This window comes from Pedobacter sp. UYP24 (genome assembly GCF_054057295.1).
Genome location: NZ_JBSRZD010000006.1, coordinates 1 through 20,822, shown reverse-complemented (window position 1 = coordinate 20,822; position 20,822 = coordinate 1). Strand labels below are relative to the sequence as shown.

Below are 20,822 nucleotides of genomic sequence, written 5' to 3'. Positions count from 1 at the left end.
AATGGGAACTACAAGAATCATCATCTCAGGAGGCGGAACAGGCGGACATATTTTTCCTGCAATTTCCATAGCAAATGCGCTTAGACGTTTGAGGCCCGACTGTGAGATTTTGTTTGTTGGTGCTACCGGTCGTATGGAAATGGAAAAGGTTCCTGCAGCGGGATATAAAATAGTTGGACTGAATATCGCTGGCATTCAGCGCGGCTCTATAATAAAGAATTTAGGTTTGCCCTTTAAGATATTTGACAGCATTCGGATGGCGTTAAAGCTCATTAGAGATTTTAAACCAGATGTGGTTGTTGGAGTTGGAGGTTACGCTTCAGGCCCGATCCTTTTTGCCGCATCATTAAAAAATATACCTTACTTAATACAAGAGCAAAATTCTTATGCAGGCATAACCAATAAATGGTTAGGAAAGAAAGCAGCTAAAATATGCGTTGCTTTTGATGATATGGATCGATTTTTTCCTCCCTATAATTTAATGAAAACGGGCAATCCTGTTAGAAAAGATGTGGTTAATATTATCAATAAACACCACCAGGGAGCAGAGCTGTTAAAACTTGATCCATTAAAGAAAACGATATTAGTTACTGGTGGTAGTTTAGGTGCCGGAACGTTGAATAAAAGTATTGAAAAGCACCTGCTTGAAATTTTAAAAGAGGATGTTCAAATTATTTGGCAAACTGGGAAGTTTTATTATAAAGGGATTATTGAAAGATTAGGTATTGACTTTCATCCAAATGTTAGGATTCTAGAATTTTTAAACAAAATGGATATGGCTTATGCCGCTGCAGATTTGATTATTTCAAGGGCTGGAGCTGGTACTATCGCTGAGTTGTGCCTGATCAAGAAGCCTGTCATACTTGTCCCTTCACCAAATGTAGCAGAAGATCATCAAACAAAGAATGCAATGGCATTAGTTAAGCATGGTGCTGCTTTATTAATTAATGACAGATCTGCTGAGGATACATTGGTTAAAGAAGCTTTAGCTATACTAAAAGATGAACCTCGTATGAGCTCATTAGCGGAGAATATTGGTAAAATGGGATTACCTGATGCGGATGATATAATTGCTCTCGAAGTTTTGAATTTAGCAGAAGGGAGGAATACCAAATGACGGAATTGAATAATATAACAAGATTATATTTCGTCGGCATTGGAGGCATCGGCATGAGTGCCATTGCGAGGTATTTTTTAAACAGAGGATCTGTAGTTTTTGGATATGACAAAACCAGAACAGCACTTACTGAAACCTTGGAGCAGGAAGGAATGTTAATTACCTACAATGATGAAATTTCTTCTTTGCCTGCTAATTTAAACCCTGAAGATCAGCAGTTGCTTATAGTTTATACGCCAGCTATCCCGAAAGACTCTTTAATACTGAACTATTTTTTAGATAAAAATTTTAAGTTAAAAAAGCGTTCTGAAGTCTTAGGTATTATCAGTAGAGGGCAGTTTTGCATTGCAGTTGCCGGTACTCACGGGAAGACTACAACATCGTCAATAATTGCACATATTCTTCATGATAGCGGATTTGGGTGTACAGCTTTTTTAGGTGGAATAGCAACAAACTTTAATAGTAACTTCATTTTAGGTGATAATGATGTTGTGGTTGTTGAGGCTGATGAATATGATAGATCATTTTTAACGCTTCATCCGGATATTGCGGTTATTACTTCAATGGACGCGGATCACCTTGATGTTTACGGTAATGCAAGTCAACTCCAAGATTCTTTCAGGCTATTTGCCGGGCAGCTTAAGTCCAACGGTTCATTGTTTGTTAAATCGGGTTTGCCAATTTCAATTGGGGAAACTTATGGTATTGAAAATGGTGAAGGTATTAGTGCCACCAATATACGTGTTAAGGATGGCCACTTCACTTTTGATTACAGCGATGCTGAAAATCGAATTGAAGGAATTGAATTATCGCTGCCGGGCAGACATAATATTGAGAATGCTACAGCAGCTATTGCAGCTTCAATTAAAGCTGGTGTTGAGCTAGAAAAAATTAAGATAGCTATTTCAAGTTTTAAGGGAGTAAAACGGAGGTTTGAATACGTTGTAAACAAGCCAGAGGTAATTTATATAGACGACTATGCGCATCACCCTGAAGAACTAAAAGCCTGTTTTAGTGCCCTTAGAGAGTTGTACCCCGATAAAAAGTTAACTGCCGTATTTCAGCCGCATTTATATACCCGAACAAGAGATTTTGCGGACGGCTTTGCTGAAGTTTTAAGTACAGTTGATCAGCTGTTGTTGCTGGAAATTTATCCGGCCCGTGAAAAGCCAATTGCAGGAATAGATGCTAAATATTTATTGGATAAGATTCGTCTTGAAAATAAAGTGATTTCTGATAAGGAAGACGTATTGAGAATTGTTAAAGAGACTAAACCTGAGCTATTGGTAACGGTAGGTGCTGGAGATATTGATACACTTATTAAGCCACTTAAAAACCTCTTAGATCATGTTTAAAAGGATTAATTGGGGAGCGTTGTTAAAGGGATTTGCCTGGGTAATTTGTCTGAGCGGATTGGTTGTACTGATGAGTTTCGTAAGCGTAAAACAACAATCAATTACGTGCACAAATATAAAAATACTTATTCCTGGCGCAGATAATTTTATAGAGCGAGAAGAGGTTGATGCAATATTAAATCAGAGTCAGGGTAAGTTAATCGGAAGAAAACTAGAGCAAATTAATTTTCAAGCAATCGAAAAAAGCATTAAAGCCAATCCTTATATCGCACGTGCAACTGTATATGCAGACATGGACGGTATAATACAGATAGAAATTCAACAACGTCAGCCGATCTTAAGAGTGATCAATTCGAATGATCAAGATTACTATATTGATCGGAACGGACTTAAGATGCCTGTTTCCGGTAACTTTACTGCAAATGTATTAGTGGCAAATGGAAGAATAATGGAGCATTTTAGTGGAAAAGTTGATACGTTAATTACGAAGCTTGCTGCCGACTTATATAAGACGGCATTGTACATCAAGTCTGATACTGTTTGGGATTCTCAAATTGAACAGCTTTATGTCAACGATAAGAATGATATCGAACTTGTACCTCGTGTTGGAATCCAAAGAATCATTTTAGGTACAGCAGACTCCTTAGATGTTAAAATGAAAAATTTGCTTGCTTTTTATAAGCAAGCTATGCCGAAGGTAGGGTGGGATACTTATAAAACTATCAACATAAAATATACGAACCAAATTGTTTGTGAAAAGAACAAAGTGGATTCAACAGCGGTAGCTGCTGAAGTACTAAAATTGAGTACTGATACCATACGCGCTGAATCTCCGGATGTAGAATCATTAATACTTGATGATATTAAGAAGGAAGAGAAAACAGTAAAAGAAAAGAATAAAGCAAATACCAGGAAAAACAAATAAATATACACTCAACAAATCAATATTGTTATGGGCAAAGAAAAATTATCCGTTCAATCTCCAATAGTAGTAGGCTTGGATATTGGTACAACCAAAATTTGCGTAATCGTTGGCAGGAGAACGCAACATGGAAAAATCGAAGTTTTGGGCATTGGCAAGGCTGAGTCTGCCGGAGTAACCAGAGGCGTGGTTTCCAATATTCAAAAAACTGTACAGGGCATTTCACAAGCCGTAGAATTAGCAAGCGGACAATCTAATGTTGAGATCCGTGTTGTTAATGTAGGTATTGCCGGGCAGCACATTAAAAGTTTACAGCATAGAGGTATTCTTACTAGACGAGAATTAAATAACGAGATAGGAAAAAAGGATATCGATAAATTGATTGATGATATGTTTAAACTGGTGATGCCACCCGGTGAAGAAATAATCCACGTGTTACCACAAGAATTTACTATTGATAATGAGCCAGGTATAAAAGACCCAATAGGAATGGCAGGTGTAAGGCTGGAAGCTAATTTCCATATTATATCCGGACAAGTTACAGCTGTAAAAAATATTATGAGATGTGTAACCAATGCCGGGTTGCAAACTCAGGAGTTGATATTGGAGCCATTGGCTTCTTCAGAATCAGTGTTGAGTGATGAAGAAAAAGAAGCTGGTATTGCCTTAGTAGATATAGGTGGTGGTACTACTGATATTGCGATCTTCCATGAAGGAATCATTCGCCATACAGCAGTAATACCATTTGGCGGAAATAGCGTTACTGAGGACATTAGGGAAGGATGTTCTGTGATGAGGAATCAGGCTGAGCTACTTAAAACGCGATTTGGATCTGCATTGGCTGAAGAAAATAAAGAGAATGAGATAATTTGTGTGCCTGGTTTAAGGGGCAGAGAGCCAAAAGAGATTTCAGTAAAAAACCTTGCTTATGTAATCCAGGCCCGTATGGAAGAAATAATTGAGCATGTATATTACGAAATAAAATCTTCTGGTTATGAGAAGAAATTAATTGGTGGTGTAGTGATCACTGGAGGTGGAGCATTGTTAAAGCACCTTTCCCAATTGGTAGAATATGTGACCGGACTGGATTGCCGGGTAGGTTATCCAAATGAGCACCTATCTAAATATGAGGATATGCCAAAGGCAGTTTATGATGATTTGAAAAGCCCAATGTATGCTACTAGTATTGGACTATTAATTAAAGGAATCCAAAAGGCAGAAGAGTTGATTGAAGAAATGAAGCAACCTGGAGTTTTTGTTGAAAAGCCTAAAGACAAAGAAAAAATTAAGCGCGCTGGCGGTGGATTGTTCGATAAATTACTGGCAAAAACCAAGGATTTTATCAAGGATGACATGAGTGTTAGTGATGAAGATTACATTAAGCCGTAATACTTTTCAACAAAACACGATTTTTCCACATTGTTCACACTTGTGGAAAACGCATGTTAAAAAAGTGTTAATATTACATAGGTAGATGAACAGGTAAAACAAATTTTTAAATAACTGATTCATAAAGATATGCAGTTCGAAATGTTAAAAGATAAGTCATCCATCATCAAAGTTATTGGTGTTGGTGGCGGTGGTGGTAATGCGGTAAACCATATGTACCGTCAGGGTATTACAGGTGTAGACTTTATAATCTGTAATACGGATGCCCAGGCACTGGAGTTTAGTCCTATCCCAAATAAAGTTCAATTGGGTGCAAGCCTGACAGAAGGAATGGGTGCAGGATCGATTCCAGAAGTGGGCAAGAACTCGGCAATAGAGAATATTGACGATATAAAACAAATGCTGGGTAGTACAACAAAAATGTTGTTTATCACTGCCGGAATGGGTGGTGGTACAGGTACAGGAGCTAGTCCTATTATCGCAAAGGCAGCAAAGGAAATGGATATTTTAACGGTAGCCATAATAACAACTCCTTTTGCATTTGAAGGTAAAAGACGTAAAATGCAGGCAAATGACGGATTGGATGAACTGAAAAAATACGTAGATTCCTATCTTGTCATTTCTAATGATAGGTTAAGGGAGATATTTGGAAACCTAACTTTAGGTTCTGCATTTGCACAAGCGGATGACATATTGACGACGGCTGCCAAAGGAATTGCGGAAATCATTACTGTTCCTGGTTACATCAACGTGGATTTCAAGGATGTTCGCACCGTTATGAAAGAAAGCGGTGTATCTATCATGGGAAGTTTTGCTTGTGATGGTGAGAACCGTGCTTTGAATGCTGTGGAGGGCGCATTGGCATCGCCTTTGTTAAAAGATAATGAGATTGAGGGAGCAAGATATATCCTATTGAATATCAGTTCAGGACTACGTGAGGTTACAATGGACGAAGTTACGATCATTACTGATTATATTCAAGAAAAAGCTGGTCTGTCTGCAGATTTAATCTGGGGGAATTGCATTGATGAAAATTTGGAAGATAAGCTTTCGGTTACCATCATTGCTACTGGTTTTCAAACCAAGGAGCAGCGAGAAGAAGACAAAAAGAACGTCAAGAAAATTTCTTTACTTACCCCTGAAGAGGCTCCGCTTGTTAGACCAGTAGAACCGGTTAATTCTTTCATGGCCCCTAAGGAAGAAGTTGTTCACAGCTTGGAGCCCGTAATGAAACTTAAAGAGGAAATAAAACAATCCGATCTTTTTGGTGATTTATTTAACGCAGGAAAGAACCGGGTAGTTGAAGAGCCGGAAAATACTTTTGTTAAGCACTCTTTTGTTGAAGAAGAATCTTCAGAGTTAGAAGCTCAGAATGAATCAGGGTTTGAATTTGAAATTAAGCTTGCTGAAACTAATTTTGTTTTTGAAACACCGGCTGAAGTATTTAATAATGATTTTGAACCGGAAAAAGAAACTCTTCCTGAAGTAGGGGAGGATGATGATAAAAATGATGAATCAATAGAAGATCAGCTTAAAAAGTCTAAAGAACGTATACTGAGATTAAAGGATCTCAGTATGAAGCTAAGGACAAACAATGGATTGCAAGAACTAGAGAATGAACCAGCCTATAAACGTAAGCAAATGAATTTGCAACAGGTGCAGCATTCTTCAGAATCGCAAGTATCTAGATTTACGCTGAGTAGCGATGAAGACGGAACAACTGAGATTCGACCTAATAATTCCTTCCTTCATGATAATGTTGATTAATTAATAACTACAATTATAATAAGAGCCTTAGCAATTTGTTAAGGCTTTTTTGCATTTATTGGATATCCATTATAATAACCTTAAATTTGCGGAATAACAACTTAATATTATAGCATTGGATATTTTTGAAAAGATAGCGAACCATATGGGCCCGATAGGGCAGCACCATAAATGGTCACATGGATACTTCTCATTTCCGAAATTGGAGGGAGAGATTGCTCCACATATGAATTTTCGTGGTAAAGAACACTTGGTTTGGAGTCTGAATAATTATCTCGGCTTAGCAAACCATCCGGAGGTTCGTAAAGCAGATGCACAAGGTGCTGCAGATTTCGGTATGGCATACCCTATGGGTGCACGTATGATGTCGGGCAATTCTAAATACCATGAGCAACTTGAACAGGAACTTGCAGCATTTGTAGGAAAACCTGATGCTTTCCTGTTAAACTTTGGTTATCAAGGTATGGTATCTATTATCGATGCCCTGGTAGATAGGAATGATGTTATCGTTTATGATGCAGAATCGCATGCTTGTATTATTGATGGTTTGCGTTTACACATGGGTAAACGTTTTGTTTACCAGCATAACGACATTGATGGTGCAAGAAAGCAACTTGAGCGTGCTACAAAGCTTGTAGAAAAAACAGGTGGTGGCATACTTTTAATAACTGAAGGTGTTTTTGGTATGTCTGGTGCACAGGGTAAGCTTAAAGAGCTAGTTGACCTTAAAAAAGATTTTAATTTCCGTATTTTAATTGATGATGCACATGGATTTGGTACTATGGGTCCGACAGGGGCTGGTACACATGAAGAGCAGAATTGTATAGATGGAATTGATGTCTATTTTGGAACTTTTGCAAAATCTATGGCAGGAATAGGCGGTTTTGTGGCTTCTTCTGTGGAGATCACCAACTTTTTCCGTTATAATATGAGGTCTCAAACTTTCGCTAAAGCTTTGCCTATGCCAATGGTTGTCGGCTTGTTGAAAAGATTAGAATTATTAAAAAACAGTCCTGAATTAAGAGAGCGACTGTGGAATATTGCAACAACGCTGCAAAATGGACTAAAGGAACGCGGTTTCGATATTGGTGTTACTAATACGATGGTTACACCCGTTTTCCTAAAGGGAGAGTTATTAGAAGCCACGGCGCTTACGATGGATCTGCGTGAGAATTACGGTATATTCTGTTCTATAGTGGTATACCCGGTGATTCCTAAGGGACTAATCGAGTTGCGGTTAATTCCTACGGCCATGCATACACTTGACGATGTACAGAGAACATTGGATGCATTTAGTGAGGTATCCGATAAACTCAAGAAGGGTTATTATAAAGATAACCAGTTTGCAATGGAATAAAAGCAATGGAATAAAAAAAGCAAAGCGCCTTGAAAATAATTCAAGGCGCTTTGCTTTTTAAGTGCTTTCTTGCTATGCGCTAAGCTTTTTAGATTCAGAAACGATAGCTTCTCTAAGTGCATCAGATACTTTTACTAGTGGAAGTCTTACATGATCTTCACAAACATCAAAATATTTTAGTGATGCTTTAGCACCTGCAGGATTGCCCTCTGCAAACATCAAACGGGTAAATTCAATTAAGGAAAGATGCAGCGGCAATGCTGCCTTATAGTCTCCTTTAAGTGCTAGTCTAATCATATCTGATAGTTGTTTTGGTAGCGCATTTCCCACCACAGATATTACGCCAACTGCTCCTAGAGAGATCATCGGTAAAGCAACTGGATCATCACCAGATATTAATAAAAAGTCTTTTGGCTTGTCGCGCATGATCTGGTTAAACTGATCAAAATTGCCAGAAGCCTCCTTTATTCCAAATATATTTTTGCAGTCAGACGCCAGTTTACAAGTAGTTTCTGCTGAAATATTACTCGCCGTTCTTCCAGGAACATTATATAGCAAAATTGGAAGTTCGCTTGATTCACTTAAAGCTTTATAATGTTCGTATATACCCTGCTGCGTTGGTTTGTTGTAATAAGGGCTTGCCGAAAGAATAGCATCGTAACCTTCAATCTTAAAATTTTTCAATGAATTAGCTACCGAAGCAGTGTCATTTCCGCCAATACCAGCAATAAGAGGCAAACGGCCATTGTTAACCTCAGCAGTAAATTCCCAAATCTTCTTCTTTTCGTCCTTGTTAAGGGTTGATGCTTCACCAGTGGTACCTAAAGATACCAGGTATTCTACATTTCCGTCAATCTGGTAGTTGATCAGGTTTTTTAACCCGTCAAAATCTACCGATCCATCTGCCTTAAATGGTGTAACCAGTGCTACACCTGTTCCATGAAATTTGTTCATTTTACTTTATTATTTCAACATCTCAAATAAATCATCCTCCGATATCAGAGGTACATTTAGTTTTTTAGCCTTATCAAGTTTAGATGGCCCCATATTCTCACCAGCCAAAAGGTAATTAAGTTTAGCAGAAATGCCACTCAATATTTTACCTCCGTTACTCTCTATCAAATCCTTCAACTCCTCTCTACTGTAATTTTCAAAAACGCCCGAAATTACAAATGTTTTTCCAGTTAATTTCTCACTTTGCAGTGCTATTTCATTTTCTTGTACCTGAAATTGCAAACCGAAGGCTTTTAGTCGACTAATTTGCTCAACATGCTCGGGATTAGAAAAGTATTCAGTGATACTTTCTGCTATTCGCTGTCCAATCTCATCTATCATAGTAAGCTCCTCAATACCGGCAACCATCAAGGTATCGATGTTCTTTGTGCCAAATGCAAGTTTTTTTGCTACGGTTTCGCCAACGTACCTGATGCCTAATCCAAATAAAACTTTTTCAAAAGGGATCTGCTTTGATTGTTCAATGCCAGATAAGAGATTATCTATAGAACGCTCACCAAACCTGTCAAGGGTTTTTAATTCCGCTGCTTTATCTTTTAAAAGATAAAGGTCGCTAATGTGCTTAACCAATCCTTTTTGATAAAAAGCTTCGATGGTCTCATCGCCTAGTCCATCAATATTCATTGCCTTTCTGCCAATAAAATGCTGGATTTTACCAACTATCTGTGGCGGACAATTCTCGTCATTTGGGCAATAAAAAGCCACTTCTCCCTCTTTTCTGATCAGGTGGGTGCCGCATTCCGGACAATCAACGGGATATATAATCCTTTCTGCTCCAATAATTCTCTTATCAAGATTTACATTTATTATTTTAGGGATAATCTCACCTCCTTTTTCTACAAACACACTATCCCCCTCGTGTAAATCCAATCTTTCAATTTCATTGGCATTGTGCAGCGTAGCCCTTTTTACGGTAGTACCAGCAAGCTGTACCGGTTTTAAGTTGGCGACTGGAGTAACAGCACCTGTTCTACCAACCTGGTAGGTAACGCGTTCCAATACCGTTTCTACCTCCTGAGCTTTGAACTTGTAAGAAATAGCCCACCTTGGAGATTTTGTTGTAAAGCCCAGTTCCTGCTGTTGTGCAAAACTATTTACTTTAATCACAATGCCATCTATATCATAGCTAAGCTTAAATCTTTCATTGCTCCAATGTTCGATAAATGCCAAAACATCTTCAATTCCATTAACAAGCTTGGTGTCGTCAGATATTTTAAAACCCCATTCTTTAAGTGCTTGCAAGCTATCCCAGTGTGTTTTGAAGTAATTTTTGTCGGTATTTAAGGAATATAAAAAACAATCTAGCGGCCTTTTAGCAACTTCGCCAGAATCCTGCATCTTAATTGTACCAGCGGCAAAATTTCTTGGGTTGGCGTATTGAATCTCGCCAAGCTCTTCCCGCTCCCTGTTCAACCTGTTAAAAGCAGCCCGGTGCATAAAAATTTCACCTCTAATCTCAAAAACAGGAGGTGCATCCTCTGCTTTAAGACGATGTGGAATCTTATTTAAGGTTTTAACATTTGTCGTTACATCATCTCCTTTGTTGCCATCACCGCGTGTAACGGCTCTAATAAGCTTGTTGTTTTCATAGGTCAGACTAATAGATAAGCCATCAAACTTAAGCTCACACACATATTCAAAATTGTCTCCTATCGTTTTTCTAACGCGATCATCAAAATCCCTTAGGTCTTGCTCATTATAGGTATTTCCCAAGGAGAGCATAGGCCACCGGTGATCAATGGTAACGAATGACTTGGTGATTTCGCCGCCAACTTTTTGAGTAGGAGAATTGGGATCGGCCAGATCAGGATATTCCAGCTCCAGCTGATGTAACTCCTCCAGCCTCTTATCGAACTCATAATCGGCAATTGTTGGCATGGCCAACACATAATAATTGTAGGTATGCTGGTTAAGTTCCATAACCAAACCATCCATTTTGTCTTTTATATCAAATAGTGACATGGAACGAAGATACAAATAAGCCTATTTTAACTGATGCTCTATTTCGTCAAAAATTGATAAATAATCTGAACTGATATTTTTGGCGAATACCATTAGTTGTGCAGTTAATAATGCCAGTTGTGTTTCTGTAAAAGGGTTGTCCCAGATGCGCATGCAAATTCTGTTTAATGCGTAGGAGATGTTGTCGATCTTTTGGTAGCTAAACAAGTATCTGTTAGAAATAAAGCCATTTAGGAAGCTAAAAAATGAAGTAGTATTTTCTAGCTTACAGCTCCTCAAAAACTTTTCTACTGCCACCTTATCTGAATCAGCTAACGCATCATAGAATAAACCTACATCTACCTTTCCATTTATAATCAATAAATGATCTAATATCAATTCAAGACCAATGTGGGCCAGGAAAAAGGGCTTCACTACAGTGTTGTCCATCATTGGGAGCAATAATTGCTTTAATTGCTGTGTTTGGTAAATAAAGAAATCAGAAGAGTGGAAAAGCGCATCTACCTTAATGTGACGGCCCCAACCTTTGTAAATGCTAAACTGCTGATCATCCTCTATAAAAAGATGCGGTACTTTTGCTGGATAAAGATTAATTCCTTTGTCGGCATTTTTTACAAAATCAGGCATAACAACACCAATGATCATATTTGCATCTGCGTTATTGCGCTCAAAATAATAATGGGAAAGGAAGTTCATGTTTAAAAGTAAGGAATTTTATTTGCGGCGAAGGTTTTTTGAATTGGACGAATTACAGGATAACACAGCTTTTCCTATATTTGCCGCAAAAGGATACAAAAATGACCAATTTTATTGAAGAGTTGAAGTGGAGAGGCATGCTGCACGATGCCATGCCTGAAACAGAGGAGAAATTAAATGCAGGAATGTGTGCTGGATATATAGGATTTGACCCTACGGCAGACTCGCTTCATGTTGGTCATTTAACCCAAATCATGACTTTAATTCACTTTCAGCGGGCCGGTCACAAGCCATACGCTTTAGTTGGTGGTGCAACAGGCATGGTTGGTGATCCTTCAGGGAAATCAGACGAGCGTAACCTCCAAACTGAAGAAATGGTGCAGCATAATCTGGCTGGTATGAAAGTGCAGCTGGCTAAGTTCCTCAACTTTACAGACGAAGGTAACGGTGCAGTCATGGTTAACAATATAGATTGGTTCAAGAATTTTAATTTCCTTGATTTTATCAGGGACGTAGGAAAGCACATTACGGTTAACTACATGATGGCGAAAGACAGCGTTAAAAAGCGTCTTGAAGGGGATACCGGAATGTCGTTCACGGAGTTCAGTTACCAGCTTATTCAGGGGTACGATTTTTATTATTTGTGGAAACACCACAACTGTATCATCCAGATGGGGGGTTCAGACCAATGGGGGAATATCGTAACCGGAACAGAGCTAATTAGACGAAAAGATGCCGGAAGAGCTTTTGGGCTAACCACCCAACTGATCAAAAAAGCGGATGGAACTAAATTTGGTAAAACTGAAAGTGGCGCCATCTGGTTAAATCCAGAAAAAACTTCCCCATACAAATACTACCAGTTTTGGTTAAATGCCAGCGATGACGACACCAAAAAATGGATCAGAATTTTCACTTTAAAAGGCAAAGAAGAAATCGAAGCTTTAGAGTTGTCGCACAACGAGGCTCCTCATCTTAGAATTCTGCAAAAGGCATTGGCCGAGGACATCACTGTAAGAACACATTCTGCATCAGCACTGGAAACGGCAATAAAAACATCTGATTTTTTATTTGGAAATGGGTCGCTTGAGTTTCTTCATACGCTGGATGCAAAAAGTGTATTGGAAATATTTGAAGGTGTTCCCCAATTTCGTATTTCTAAAAATGAACTCAGTCAGGGAGTAGATACTGCTACGCTTTTAGCGGAAAAAACGAATGTGTTTCCTTCCAAGGGGGAAGTTAAGAAAACAGTTCAGGGAGGCGGACTTAGTGTCAATAAGGTTAAAATAACAGCTATTGGAGATAACTATACGGATGCCGATTTAATTAACCATCAATTTATTATTGTACAAAAAGGTAAAAAGAACTACTTTTTGATCATCGCAGAATAGCAATTGTACCTTTCCAGGGGCTAAAGAATTTGTTACTGTATTAACAAATTACAGCCCCTAATGTCCGAATTGTCAAATCTGCCCAATACTTCAAAAGAACCATCTTCATAAGTTCTACCCAGATCCTGCGTGGCTATAAAAGCGCAGGAATTGAGGTTGCCTAAATCAATTACATTAATGCCCCCTGTTCGTGAGCCTGTTACAGCTGATAGTGGATCATTGGTGTCTCTCAAGCTAATCCTCATCCAGGGTGGGCAGTTAAAAATACCCAGACCCTTAGAGTAGCCTTGAGATAACAGTTCAGTCATGCCATATTCACTATGTATAACCTTTACTCCAAATCCAGTTGTTAATACCTGATGTAACTCCTCACGCACCATTTCTTTTCTTTTGCCCTTCATGCCTCCTGTCTCCATCACAATCAGCTCAGGAAAAGAAACTTGATGGCTTTCCAGAAAATCAAGAAGCGCATAAGTAACGCCAATCAAAATAGTTTTTTGTCCTGTAGCTTTTTGTATTTCCAGTGCATCAAAAAGTTCGGCATGGTTGTGTAAAAAATAACCGCTTGTGGGATGATTGCTTCGTTCCAGTAGGGTATCAATCATATAGATCAATGATGAACCTTCACGTTCAAGATAGGAGGGCAGCAGGGCCAAAAAACAAATCTCCTCAGCAGGCCCGTAAAACAAATCGAATGCTTTATTAAAACTAGCTTCATAGATGCTTAGATCAGTAACCAAATGCCTGCTTTGCACCATTCCGGTTGTTCCAGAACTGCTAAACGTAATTTGCGACTGCTGCCTGCTACTTAAAACTTCATGTGTTTTAAAAAAGCTTATGGGCAGATAGGGGATCTCCTCAACAGATTTAATTGCTGCAGGTACAATCTTTAAATTGGAGATATATTGGCTATAAACACTGCAATTTTTGGCCTGAAGTGCGAATACTTCCAAACAAACCTGATCGAAATCATTCTGGCTGCCAATGGAAAATATACGCTGTGCTAAATCATTCACAGTGCAAAAATACACAACAGCGTGTAATTAAGAAGTACTTTTCTTAATCAAGACTGCTTTTCTAAAATGATACCCGCAAAAGCCACTTACCCCGGCTACAAAAGCACCTAGAATTGAGGTCAGCGCCAATACTATCCACCAAATATTAACACCCAGCATCTCAGCCACGCGGCCTGCCAACACATTTTCATTGGGTAAACTTTTGTAAAGCGCCATGCCGGTCCAGAGTAAAAGAATGGCAAAAAAAGGCGACCATAATGCAATCTTACCTGTTTTTCCAATCAGTCCGCAGGTTGCGAAGGAAATGACCACTACTATCCACCATGGCAAAACCATTTGCAATAGGAAAGAGGCTATAAGTACAACAAGAAATACCATATTGATTACTTTTTGGATATTTTTAAATTAGCTATTATTTTAGAATTGGAATCTGTAGGCGTCTGCATATAGTACAAATCATACAACTGTCCGTTTGCCCAGGTATCAATCATATTGTCATAAAATTTACTACCAGGATTACCAGATTGTCCGCCCGGAAAAACACCATGTCCTTTAGGCGTTTTCCCCAATTCAACCACCATTCGCCAGGAGGGGCCATTTGTTTCGCTAAGCGCATTTATAGACATTTTTCCACCGCCAATCATCAATGTTTTAGAGCCAAAGCCAGGTATTTTAGCCAGGTGTGGAACATTCGTATGTTTTACATTTGCCCATTCCCACGGCTTACCTATGGATCCATATTTTCTTTCCAGGCTATCGCAGCTCCATTTAAAAGATTCAGTTACCAAGTCATTCAATGTCTCTTTAACCGGCGTTTTGGTGTTGTCTATCCATTTAGAATCCGGCTCATTTAATATCAACTGCAAAGTCTTGTCTCTGGAAGGATATTTCATAGGCACATCATCAACGCTAAATTCGTCATCCCAAATGTCGTATTGCAGTCGTTTTGCCCATAAGTCAAATACACTGGCTGCAATGGAATTTGCCGAATAGAACTTATCCCATGCGGTAACCTGGTTTAGCGCCTCCTTTTGAGTGGCATTTAATCCTGCATTGTCCACTTTAGAAATTAGTGCTGCTACAGCATTTTCTGCAAAAATACTATAGGTATCAGTTTGCATTAAACGGATGCTATCGGCAGTAGCGTTCTTCATAACAGCTAACCTGTTATTTATTCTCTTGGCACGTTCATAGGGCGCAAACTCCCAATTGATATAATAAGGATAAGTTTTATCAGTGGAAGATTGATTGGCGGAACTTACAAAATCCCTTGGTGGGTTTTTAACAGTTGGATTTTGTGAAGCCGGAATCCAAGCTTGCCAATCGTTTTTAGGATCTGAACCATCCATAATAAATTTGCCCTGATCTCTCCATTTCAATGGGAATTTGCCATTTGCCGTAATTGCGATATCGTTTTCAGCGGATGCAAAAACAAAATTCTGCGCCGGTGCGGTATAAAAAGTAAGTGCCTGGCGATAATCACCGTAGTTTCTTCCCCTGTTGAGCAGGTAAAAAGTCTTAAGCTCGTTTGATTTTTCATGAGCTATCCACCTCAAGGCACTACCCGTTGGTACATTATTGGATTTGGAATAATTTTTAGGTCGCTCCAGATAAACAACTGGTCCGTGGTGGGTATAACAAACGGTGTCTATTTCTTCCCTGCCGCCTCTAACAATAATCTTCTCATACCTTACCTTGGTATTGTTCCATTTGTTGTTGTACCAGTAGCTGGTATGGGTATTGTCTTTAAACTTTATGTTGTAAAAATCAAGTACATCCGCAGCAACATTGGTTACTCCCCAGGCAATATTCTGGTTAAAGCCAATGATGATACCCGGAGCACCTGGTAACGAAACGCCATAAGCATTTAATCCAGGCGCGTGCAATTGGATCTGGTACCAAATAGAAGGTAAGGATAAATCCAAATGCGGATCATTGGCCAGGATAGGGTAGCCAGAAACTGTTTTTTTACCAGAAATGGCCCAGTTGTTACTTCCAATACCCTCTTCCATTTGTTTGGTCCTTACATTACTGGCTACATCATTACTTAACGCTGCGGGTGCCTCCGGCATTTTAAGGGGTGTAAAATCCCATTTTGTTCCTACAGGTATAATCGGATCTTCTTTAAAAGGATAATCCGGGAAAAGGTCCTTAACCACGTCAGTTCCAAATTTCTTTCTGATGTTGGTCATGTAAAACTCGTCTGAACCCATGGCCAAAACGGCCGACATCTGTTTCAATAGCAATGCGCACTTTATTGGTGTCCAGTCTTCCGGCTTAAAATCAAGTAACTTGTATTCCAGTGGTAACTGAGATGCAGAGAGAGAATGGATATAAGCATTTATACCTGCCGTATAAGCAAGGATCATTTCTTTCGATTGCGGATCTGCCATCATTCCTTCAAGCGACTTTTCAGCACCATATACCATGCCCATGCGGCGCTGGTATCGGTCTACTTCAATCGCCTTTTTTCCAACTACTTCACACAGTCTCCCGGCAGCATAACGGGTCTGGAAATCCATTTGCCAAAGGCGATGCATCGCAGTAACATAACCTTGCGCATAATACACATCATGGTCGTTTTGAGCAAAAACGTGTGGGATCATGCGGTCGTCAAAAGCGATGTTTACATCCTGTATCGCATCTTTTAAGACAATTTTTCTGCTGACCTTTATAGTGGTACTTTCTGCGTTCTGCCAAAAACCTGTAAAGGGATTTAGAAACTTAAGTAGTGGGGGCGTATCGCCAAATTTAGTATTGAGGGAAAAGGTTAATAAAACAGGTATAACAACGGTTATAATGGCTTTTATTTTATTCATCACTGCTCAATTAAAGATATGCCAATGTAGTCAATAGAAATATTCGGTTCTGCAATTTAACATAAAACTTAATCATTTATATCAAATTATAAATATCAACAAAATTATAACTGCAAAGCAATTTGTATAATAGAAAATTTGTACTAGATTTAGAATATAATTAACCATTTATAAAAAAAAAATATGAGCAAAACTTTTACTAAAGCCGTATTTACGCTTTTAATCCTGTGCGTTACAGTTGTATTTGCACAGGCACAAAGTGTAACCATTAGCGGGCTTGTTATTGACAAGGCCACTAATGAACCAATGCCTGGCGTAGGCATCACCATCAAAGGAAAAACTTCTGGAACAGCAACTAACAATAATGGAAGGTATTCTTTTACTACTACAGAAAAAGCGCCTTTCACCATAGTTGTTACCTATGTAGGTTACACTTCAATAGAAAAAGAGATCAGCATGAGTACAGGCAACCTTGATTTTCAGTTAGAATCAGCCGCAATTCTTGGTCAGGAGGTTGTAGTATCAGCTTCACGTACACCAGAAAGGATTCTTGAATCACCTGTTTCTGTGGAGAGAATGGGACAATCCGTACTAAGAGAACTGCCAACACCTTCATTTTATGATGCGTTAACCAACATGAAAGGTGTTGAAGTGAGTGCGCAGAGTTTAACTTTTAAATCTGTAAACACAAGAGGTTTTAACTCCAACGGAAATACACGTTTCAATCAGTATGTAGACGGAATGGATAACCAGGCACCGGGCCTTAACTTCTCGGTGGGTAACATCATCGGCGTTAATGACCTTGACCTGGATAATGTAGAGTTATTGCCTGGCGCATCATCAGCGCTATATGGTGCTGGCGGCATCAATGGTACCATGTTAATGAGCTCTAAAAGCCCATTTGCTTACCAAGGCCCAAGCTTCCAGTTTAAAACAGGGATCAACCATGTTAATGATAATAATACAGGAAACCAGGAGTACAAACAATTGGATGTAAGGCTGGCGAAGGCCTGGAACAACCGGTTCGCGCTTAAAGGTACTTTTTCATTCCTTCAGGCTAAAGATTGGCAGGCAGATAACTATAGTAACTTCGACCGTGCTTCCAGAACATTTAAAGCTGGTGATCGTGCTTCCGATCCTGCTTATGATGGTATCAACGTTTACGGAGATGAAAGCGGCCAAAACATGCGCAGCGTAGTATCTCAAAGCATTGAGCCTGCGGTGCGTGCCGGTATACTTGCAGCCTCAGGCGGATTGTTCAACCCAAAAACTGTGTTGGATAATGTTCCTGCAGGTGCCAGCTATGCGCAATACCTTGGCTTTATCAATGCGAATGTTCCTGCAGCTCTTAGACCTGCAGTTTCTGGCAAATATCTTCCTTTCTACTTTGGTTTGGCTAATCCAGGCGTACTACCCAATCAAACTGTAACGCGCACAGGATATAATGAAAGTGCTTTAGTAGATTACAATACCCAATCGCTAAAAGCATCAGGATCGGCGCACTACAAGCTAAGTTCAACAGTAGAGGCAATTGCTCAGGCAAACTGGGGTACAGGTACTTCGGTATACACCGGTTCAGATCGTTATTCTTTACGTAACTTCAGCATCGGCCAATATAAACTGGAATTGAAAGGTGAAGATTTCTTCTTAAGGGGATACACCACACAAGAAAGATCAGGAGATTCCTATATATCATCTATCCTGGGTTCATTTATTAATGAAGCAGGTAAAAAATCTACAGACTGGTATCCACAATATATCGGCACCTATATTGGTTCAAAACTGGCTAATCCAGCTATTACAGATGCACAGGCACATGCGGCAGCAAGAGCTACTGCAGATCAGGGACGTCTAATACCAGGAACACCACAATTTGAGGCTGCTAAATCCAATTTAACCAATAGCACAATCGCATCTGGTGTTGGCGCAAAATTCAATGATAAAACCAATTTGTACCATTACGAGGGTATGTATAATTTCTCTAATGTGCTCAACAATGTAGTAGAACTGCAGGTAGGAAGCTCTTATAGAATTTATCAGTTAAGATCTGGTGGAACCATTTTTGACGACCTTAACGGACAGATAGACATTAAAGAATACGGTGCTTTTGCTCAATTGGGTAAAAAGCTGCTGGATGATAAATTGAAGCTTACCGTTGCAGGAAGATACGACAAGAACAGCAATTTCGAAGGTCGTTTTACACCAAGAGTAACAGGTGTATTCACTGTTGCCCCAAACAATAACATCCGTGTTTCTTACCAAACAGGTTACCGTAACCCTACCACACAAAATCAATACATTGACTTATCAGTTGCCGGCGGATTACAGCGTTTAATAGGTGGCTTACCAGGTAGCTTAAACAAATACGGACTGTTAACCACCAATAAAGGTTATACAGATGTTAGTTACCGTGCTTTTCTTGGTTCGGTAGCAGCCGGTGCGCCAAATCCAACATTATTGCAAGCCTATAATTTTGATCCTAATGGAGTAACTCCAGAAAGCGTACAAGCTTATGAGTTGGGTTATAAAGGCCTACTTGGTTCTAAATTGTTAATTGATGCTTACGGATATTACAACAAATACAAAAACTTTATTACAGCGGTTGATGTATATCAGCAAAACGGAACTGCGTTTTCAAAATTTGGAGTACCTGTAAATGCAAAAGGTGAAGTAACTTCTTACGGAGCAGCATTAGGTTTAGATTACTTAATTGGTGGTTTCAACGTTAGCGGTAACGTTTCCTATAATGAAATTGGAAATCTTCCTACTTCTTATATCAATGATTTTAACACACCAACCATTCGTTATAACCTAGGTTTAGGTAATAAGGAAATCATCAAGAATGTAGGTTTTAATGTGGCGTACAGATGGCAAGATGCTTTCTATTGGAATTCATCATTTGCATCTGGAGACGTACCTGCTTTTGGTACTTTCGATGCTCAGGTTAACCTGAAAATCCCTTCAGTTAAAACTATGATTAAATTGGGAGGTTCAAACATCCTTAATAAATACTACTTCACTTCTTATGGTAACCCATCAGTTGGCGCATTGTATTATGTAGGCTTAACTTTCAATCCTTAATAATTGTATCATTAAACAAGAGCGGCCCCGGCGTTTTCGCCGGGGCCGCTCTTGTTTAATTAAAATAGAAATGCTTTAATTGTATTCCATTATCTCAGGAACTTTAGATACGCCAAAAGTATAATAATACAAACTAAACCTGCAGCAAGCCAAATCCATGTTTTGCTTGGCGTAGTCTCTTTAGTGGTAACCTCTTTTTTAGCAGTAGCTGCGGCTGCTAAATTAGCGTTACCAAAGCCAGCCTGATCCACCTGCTCTTTGATATTTTTGTGGCCGTATAAAGTGCCATCCGTTCTGTACAGGTATTCATTAGTTTCTTTGGTCGCTTTCGTTAAATCAAGCCGGGTAAGTTGGGCAGTAGCCCATGTGCTTTGGATATCAGTTGCTTGCGATTTAGTGGGATCGCTGTAGCGATAGCGAAGTGCATTCATTAACATTCAAGGTTGGATTATGCCATCACCCAAAGCAGCACTTCTTCCAAAACTTAATGCAGCTGCGTTTTCTCAAGTTACTAAGAGGACTTCTGTTGCCGGACTGAACCACAAGTTAGAGGAAAACTTATCAAATATGTTAACTTTGCTACAGGTTTTGTTACAACAAATTTTTTCAAGTCTCAAGCTAAGTCTGCAGCAAAGGCAGTGAAAGGTATAGAAAATTGATATATGAATCTTCTGTTTGGGTTTTTTTCAATCATTATCGGCAGGTGGCTGTTAGGAGGAATCGGTTCTTTTGTAAGAAAAATATTCCAATCTAAGAAAGATGGTTCATCAAAGCCTACTGGTGATTCATTGGACTTTGAAGGAACTTATGATCGAGTTATAGGTATAATCGTAATATTTATTATTAACCTGAGTTCGATTAATAAAATCGGAACAAAACGGTAAATATCGATAAAGAAATAGTAGATAAATTGGTAATATTCAGTAGAATTTTATATAT

Annotated in this window: 15 protein-coding genes; 8 read left to right on the top strand and 7 right to left on the bottom strand. The window is 39.1% G+C overall.

The window, feature by feature from the left end; genetic code table 11:
* Position 1: 1 nt before the first annotated feature.
* The 6 genes from murG (at position 2) to ACVWYN_RS11960 (ending at position 7,907) form a co-directional block, all read left to right on the top strand.
* The gene (gene murG, locus ACVWYN_RS11985) at positions 2–1,117 is read left to right on the top strand and encodes an undecaprenyldiphospho-muramoylpentapeptide beta-N-acetylglucosaminyltransferase (RefSeq protein WP_457289104.1); all 1,116 of its coding nucleotides are present in this window, start codon (positions 2–4) and stop codon (positions 1,115–1,117) included.
* Positions 1,114–2,472: a UDP-N-acetylmuramate--L-alanine ligase gene (gene murC, locus ACVWYN_RS11980; RefSeq protein ID WP_457289103.1), complete on the top strand. Its 1,359-nt coding sequence runs from the start codon at positions 1,114–1,116 to the stop codon at positions 2,470–2,472. Before murG ends, murC begins: the two co-directional genes overlap by 4 nt.
* Positions 2,465–3,397 (top strand): cell division protein FtsQ/DivIB, encoded by a 933-nt coding sequence (locus tag ACVWYN_RS11975; protein WP_457289102.1) that lies wholly within the window; start codon positions 2,465–2,467, stop codon positions 3,395–3,397. Before murC ends, ACVWYN_RS11975 begins: the two co-directional genes overlap by 8 nt.
* Positions 3,398–3,424: 27 nt before the next feature.
* The gene (gene ftsA, locus ACVWYN_RS11970) at positions 3,425–4,783 is read left to right on the top strand and encodes a cell division protein FtsA (RefSeq protein ID WP_457289101.1); all 1,359 of its coding nucleotides are present in this window, start codon (positions 3,425–3,427) and stop codon (positions 4,781–4,783) included.
* Positions 4,784–4,912: 129 nt separating this feature from the next.
* On the top strand, positions 4,913–6,550 hold the full coding sequence (gene ftsZ, locus ACVWYN_RS11965; RefSeq protein WP_457289100.1) for a cell division protein FtsZ: 1,638 nt from the start codon (positions 4,913–4,915) through the stop codon (positions 6,548–6,550).
* Positions 6,551–6,665: 115 nt separating this feature from the next.
* A complete protein-coding gene (locus tag ACVWYN_RS11960; RefSeq protein ID WP_457289099.1) occupies positions 6,666–7,907 on the top strand; it encodes an aminotransferase class I/II-fold pyridoxal phosphate-dependent enzyme in 1,242 nt (413 codons plus the stop codon).
* 72 nt (positions 7,908–7,979) lie between these two features.
* Here ACVWYN_RS11960 and dapA read toward each other — a convergent pair whose 3' ends face one another.
* From dapA to ACVWYN_RS11945, 3 genes are read right to left on the bottom strand one after another with little or no spacing between them, the layout of a single operon-like run.
* Entirely contained in the window at positions 7,980–8,861 is an 882-nt protein-coding gene (gene dapA / locus ACVWYN_RS11955) for a 4-hydroxy-tetrahydrodipicolinate synthase (RefSeq protein WP_457289098.1), read from the bottom strand.
* 9 nt (positions 8,862–8,870) lie between these two features.
* The gene (gene ligA / locus ACVWYN_RS11950; protein ID WP_457289097.1) at positions 8,871–10,883 is read right to left on the bottom strand and encodes an NAD-dependent DNA ligase LigA; all 2,013 of its coding nucleotides are present in this window, start codon (positions 10,881–10,883) and stop codon (positions 8,871–8,873) included.
* Positions 10,884–10,904: 21 nt separating this feature from the next.
* Positions 10,905–11,579, bottom strand: coding sequence for an ACP phosphodiesterase (locus tag ACVWYN_RS11945; protein WP_457289096.1), 675 nt, complete (start codon positions 11,577–11,579; stop codon positions 10,905–10,907).
* 101 nt (positions 11,580–11,680) lie between these two features.
* On the opposite strand from ACVWYN_RS11945, the gene tyrS reads away from it, so the two are divergent.
* Positions 11,681–12,967, top strand: coding sequence for a tyrosine--tRNA ligase (gene tyrS, locus ACVWYN_RS11940; RefSeq protein ID WP_457289095.1), 1,287 nt, complete (start codon positions 11,681–11,683; stop codon positions 12,965–12,967).
* A gap of 32 nt (positions 12,968–12,999) precedes the next feature.
* Here tyrS and ACVWYN_RS11935 read toward each other — a convergent pair whose 3' ends face one another.
* Genes ACVWYN_RS11935 through ACVWYN_RS11925 form a run of 3 tightly spaced genes read right to left on the bottom strand, consistent with a single transcriptional unit; the run spans position 13,000 to position 16,802 of the window.
* Complete coding sequence (locus ACVWYN_RS11935) at positions 13,000–13,983, bottom strand: LuxE/PaaK family acyltransferase (protein ID WP_457289094.1); 984 nt, start codon at positions 13,981–13,983, stop codon at positions 13,000–13,002.
* 27 nt (positions 13,984–14,010) lie between these two features.
* A complete protein-coding gene (locus tag ACVWYN_RS11930) occupies positions 14,011–14,361 on the bottom strand; it encodes a hypothetical protein (protein WP_457289093.1) in 351 nt (116 codons plus the stop codon).
* A gap of 5 nt (positions 14,362–14,366) precedes the next feature.
* On the bottom strand, positions 14,367–16,802 hold the full coding sequence (locus ACVWYN_RS11925; protein WP_457289092.1) for a penicillin acylase family protein: 2,436 nt from the start codon (positions 16,800–16,802) through the stop codon (positions 14,367–14,369).
* Positions 16,803–16,985: 183 nt separating this feature from the next.
* Between ACVWYN_RS11925 and ACVWYN_RS11920 the strand changes: the two genes are divergently transcribed.
* Complete coding sequence (locus tag ACVWYN_RS11920) at positions 16,986–19,883, top strand: TonB-dependent receptor domain-containing protein (RefSeq protein WP_457289091.1); 2,898 nt, start codon at positions 16,986–16,988, stop codon at positions 19,881–19,883.
* 89 nt (positions 19,884–19,972) lie between these two features.
* Here the strand turns inward: ACVWYN_RS11920 and ACVWYN_RS11915 are convergent, their stop codons facing one another.
* A complete protein-coding gene (locus ACVWYN_RS11915; protein WP_457289090.1) occupies positions 19,973–20,314 on the bottom strand; it encodes a hypothetical protein in 342 nt (113 codons plus the stop codon).
* Positions 20,315–20,822: the final 508 nt, after the last annotated feature.